This window comes from Stenotrophomonas sp. P5_B8 (genome assembly GCF_054049855.1).
This window is the reverse complement of sequence record NZ_JBFULO010000360.1, coordinates 1-4,096: the sequence shown is the minus strand read 5'-3', so window position 1 is coordinate 4,096 and position 4,096 is coordinate 1. Positions and strand designations below refer to the sequence as shown.

General features: G+C 63.2%; 4 protein-coding genes and 1 tRNA gene. 4 read left to right on the top strand and 1 reads right to left on the bottom strand.

The features are described from left to right. Window positions 1-331: 331 nt before the first annotated feature. The gene (locus ACXJKH_RS16315; RefSeq protein ID WP_457320863.1) at window positions 332-907 is read right to left on the bottom strand and encodes a hypothetical protein; all 576 of its coding nucleotides are present in this window, start codon (window positions 905-907) and stop codon (window positions 332-334) included. A gap of 65 nt (window positions 908-972) precedes the next feature. Here ACXJKH_RS16315 and ACXJKH_RS16310 point away from each other — a divergent pair, with 65 nt between their 5' ends. From ACXJKH_RS16310 to ACXJKH_RS16295, 4 genes are all read left to right on the top strand, one after another. Then, window positions 973-1,485, top strand: a complete 513-nt coding sequence (locus tag ACXJKH_RS16310) for a HipA domain-containing protein (RefSeq protein ID WP_457320865.1) — start codon at window positions 973-975, stop codon at window positions 1,483-1,485. A gap of 58 nt (window positions 1,486-1,543) precedes the next feature. After that, a tRNA-Ile gene (locus tag ACXJKH_RS16305) sits at window positions 1,544-1,619 on the top strand. Between the two features lie 177 nt (window positions 1,620-1,796). Next, on the top strand, window positions 1,797-3,011 hold the full coding sequence (locus ACXJKH_RS16300; protein ID WP_457320861.1) for a tyrosine-type recombinase/integrase: 1,215 nt from the start codon (window positions 1,797-1,799) through the stop codon (window positions 3,009-3,011). Window positions 3,012-3,805: 794 nt separating this feature from the next. Beyond that, the coding region (locus ACXJKH_RS16295; RefSeq protein ID WP_457320859.1) for a hypothetical protein at window positions 3,806-4,096 on the top strand (291 nt) is incomplete at its 3' end.

Here is a 4,096-nt window from a genome sequence, read left to right as displayed (position 1 = left end):
AAGATAAGTCGATTAAAATCAATGCCATATCGGAAATCAAATTTGCCATTTCTGCTGAAGTGGCGTATGGATTCGTAACTTAATTCGTCCCGAAACCACGGCAATGCCTCGTCCCCGTACCGTGCAGCTCCAGGATCTGATCGACAGCCTGCCCGCCGGCGAAGCGGTCTCCGCAGCCGCTCTCGTCGATCGCCTGGGCATCACCCGGACCACCCTCAGCCGCCTGGTGGCTGAAGCCGGAGAGCGGATCGTGCGCCTGGGACGCACCCGCGCCACGGCGTATGCCGTGCGCCAGCAGACCCCGGCGGGCAGCGAATGGCCCCTGTTCCGGCTACGGGCCGATGCCACCCTCGAAGAACTCGGCACGGTCGTGGCACTCACGGGCGAGAGCGTCCATGTCCAGACCAACGCGGCACGACCCAATCTCACCCGGTCGCCGGATGACACCGTGGACGGCCACTTCCCCGGTCTGCCCTGGTATCTGGATGACCTGCGGCCACAAGGCTTCCTGGGTCGCACCTTCGCGCACCGTCGGGGCCGGGACCTTGGCGTGCCCGAAGACCTTAGCCGTTGGCAGCTGGGTGACACCCTGCAGGCACTGGTCCGCGCAGGCGGCACCCAGATCGGCGACCTGCTGCTCGGTGGCGATGCGGTGCAGAGCGCGTTGCGTGCGCTGGATGCCCCGCCCGATCACGTCCTCGCTGCCCACCGCGCGCATCGCTACCCGGAGCGTGCGGCGGCGGCGCTGGAAGGCGAGGATGTCGGCTCGTCGCCCGGCGGCGAGCAACCCAAGTTCACCGCCACGGTCGAGGGCGAACGTGGCCGCTACGCCGCCCTGGTGAAGTTCGCCCAGCCCGCTGCCGGCGCGGCGGCCGAGCGCTGGGCGGATCTTCTGGTCTGCGAGCACTTGGCCCTGCAGTGCCCGCGGCCGTCTCCGAACTCTTACAGACCGAAACGCATACCTTCTTGGAGGTGCAGCGCTTCGACCGCAGCGTGGACGTGCTCGGGCGGCGCGGCGTCGTTTCGCTGCTCGCGCTGTCATCGGCCTTCACCGGCGAGGCAACTGCGGACTGGGGCACTGCAGCGGGGTTGCTGTATGCGCAGGGCTGGGTGGATCGCGACACGCTCGTCCGGGTGGGGCGGCTGCATGCGTTCGGGCGGCTGATCGGCAACAGCGACATGCACCAGGGCAACATCGGTTTCCACCTGACCGACCGCGGCCCGCTGCCGCTTGCGCCGGCCTACGACATGCTGCCGATGTCATTGGCTCCGTCGCGGACTGGCGTGCTGCGCGCAGCGAGCCCGTTGGCTACCGTCGTACCCGATCGAAGCGGGCAGCTTACGCACCTGCAATGGGCCGCACCGCTGGCAGTGGACTACTGGCAGCGTGTGGCGGGCTCATCGCTACTGCGTTCGGGGGCACTGCGGGAACTGGCTGCGGAAAACGTACGGCGGGTACAGACGATGGGGCAGCGTTTCGGCTGATGCCGGCTTTTTCCAGTGGAAAGCGGCTGGGGGGCTCCACTACACTGTGCAGCCGCAGGGGCCTATAGCTCAACGGTTAGAGCAGAGGACTCATAATCCTTTGGTTCCAGGTTCGAGTCCTGGTGGGCCCACCACATTGATGTCCGGCGACGTCCACGGTCATCCGGACGAAGCGCGGAAACGCACCGAATTTAGCGATATACCGTCCGTCGGCGTCCATTGACGTCCACTTGCATCCGGCAAAAAAGTGAGTCAGGCTGTGAGCCAAGGGTCGGGGATTTCCTACCCCGACTCACTGGCGGATGACTCACATGCTCACCGACACCAAATTACGTGCACTGAAGGCCAAGGACCGCCCCTACCGGGTTGCGGATTCCAATGGCCTCTGCATAGAGGTGCGGCCGTCCGGATCCAAGGCATGGCGCTACCGCTACAGGTACGCCTCCAAGGCGAGCATCGTCACCATCGATGAGTACCCGTCGATGTCGCTCCAGCAGGCTCGAGCCGAGCGTGACAAGCTGCGGGCGTTGCTGCGAGGCGGGGCTAACCCGGCTCACGTGGCCAGGGCCGAGCGAGCGGCTCACACTGACCGTGTTAACAGCACCTTCGGGGCCATCGGCCTAGAGCTGCTAGCCAAGCGGGCCAAAGAGGGGCTGTCTCCAGGCTCGGTAAAGCGCGAGCGGCGCTTGATTGAAAAGGATCTGGCAGCCATTGCTGCCACGCCTATCACCGACGTAACCGCCCCTATCCTTTTGGCGGCCCTGCGTAAGCTTGAGCAGCGGGGTGTGGTCGAAACTGCCCATCGAGCACGGTCCCACGCGGGCCGGGTCTTCCGCTATGCCCTGGCAACCGGCCGCGCCGAACGGAATCCTGCAGAGGACTTGGCTGGGGCGCTTGAACAGCCAAGGACTAAGCACTTCGCAAGCCTCACGGACCCCGAACAGATTGGCGAACTGCTGCGGGCCCTCCATTCCTACCAAGGCTCTCCAGTCACCCAAGCGGCCCTTAGGCTTGCCCCTTTGCTCTTTGTGCGTCCCGGCGAGCTTCGCGCCGCCAAGTGGGCTGACATCGACCTAGATGCCGGGGAGTGGCGGTACGTCACCAGCAAGACGAAGACCCCCCATATCGTCCCCCTGTCCGACCAGGCCGTGCAGGTGCTTGCGGAGCTGCAGCCGCTGACCCGGCGCAGTGAGTACGTGTTTCCGGGAGTCCGGAGTGCATCTCGGCCCATGAGCGAGAACACGATCAACGCCGCCCTGCGGAACCTCGGCTTTGACGGAAAAACCATCGTCGGCCACGGCTTCAGGGCAATGGCGCGGACGGTTCTGGACGAGGTGCTGGGGTTCCGCCCCGATTACATCGAACACCAGCTAGCACACGCTGTGCGCGATCCGTTGGGGCGGGCCTACAACCGTGCCACCCATCTGCCGGAGCGGCGCAAGATGATGCAGGCATGGTCTGACTACCTGGATACCCTCCGTGAGAACGGCCGCAAGGTCGTGCCGATGCGGAAAAACCGAGCCTAATGGCTCACCCACAAGGGAGGAGTGAGGAAGCAGAGGCATAGAAACAAAGCGGCCGAGAAAGGGGCTGGAACCCCTAGCTCGGCCTACCAAAACCGACTATTAGGAGTCGATCATGGATCACAGCATTATAGAACTTGCGCGTGAACGGGCGCGCATGGCCCAAATAGCACCTATCCAGGGTACTCAACCCTCCCGGGCTCCGGCCTCGCTTCAGGCCGTCGAACGCAACCGAACGCAACCGAACGCAGCCGTTAGCCTCACAATCCCCGGCTGCTTGAGCCGCTGGCTGTCCTCTAATGGGGATGCGAACCTGTACTGGCTTTGCAGCCTCCTATTCGCTATTGGGGTGCTGCTGGCACTATCGCGTGCCACTCTTCTGGCCCCCATCRCAACTTGCGGGGGTGTGTGATGAAGAGGACTATCGAGACGGGCTTTTGCGCTGTACCGATCCAGGACAACGCGCCCCTACTTAAGGTCTCCGCCGGTATCGATGAATTGCATGCCTTAGGCGATGCGAGCCTCTGCGTGAAATTTGTCAGAACCTTCCTGATCCGATGCATGGAGTTGGAAGAGCCGCCGACCGTGGATGAAATATTTGTGCTAGACAGACTGCTTGAACAGGCTCAGGCATTGCGTCGCGCAGCGAGGGCGGAATAGTGATCTCAATCGAACAAGCGCCGCGAAAGGGCGCGGCGTAGTTGGGGGTGCCACTTTAGCGGTGGCACCACGGGATGGTGTTAGTGGCCCTGCCAATCATCTTCGGGCGCAGGGCGCACGTTCACGGAGCGAGACACATGAAGACCAGCGAGAAATTTGTTGATCCAAAAACTACCGAGGTTCGGGATGCTCTCGCTGACTCCGTCGAATACGCATTCTGCCTCCGCACGCTTGAGGGTAGGCAACGGCGGCCCTCGTTTCGGCCCGAGAGTTTGGAAGACTGGATCCACAGCGCCGTTCACAAAGGGCTCGCTGAGCTAGAGCCCTTCGAAAAAATGACCCGCAAGCAACGGGAGGCGTCTGCAAAGAAGATTGCATCGCACTGTGAGGCGCTGCGCGAGCTGCTGATTCCTTTCTGGAACGAGAGG

What these genes read in the sequence shown, in the direction of transcription:
- ACXJKH_RS16300 (WP_457320861.1), top strand. Translation starts at nt 1,797, where the DNA reads ATGCTCACCGACACCAAATTACGTGCACTGAAGGCCAAGGACCGCCCC.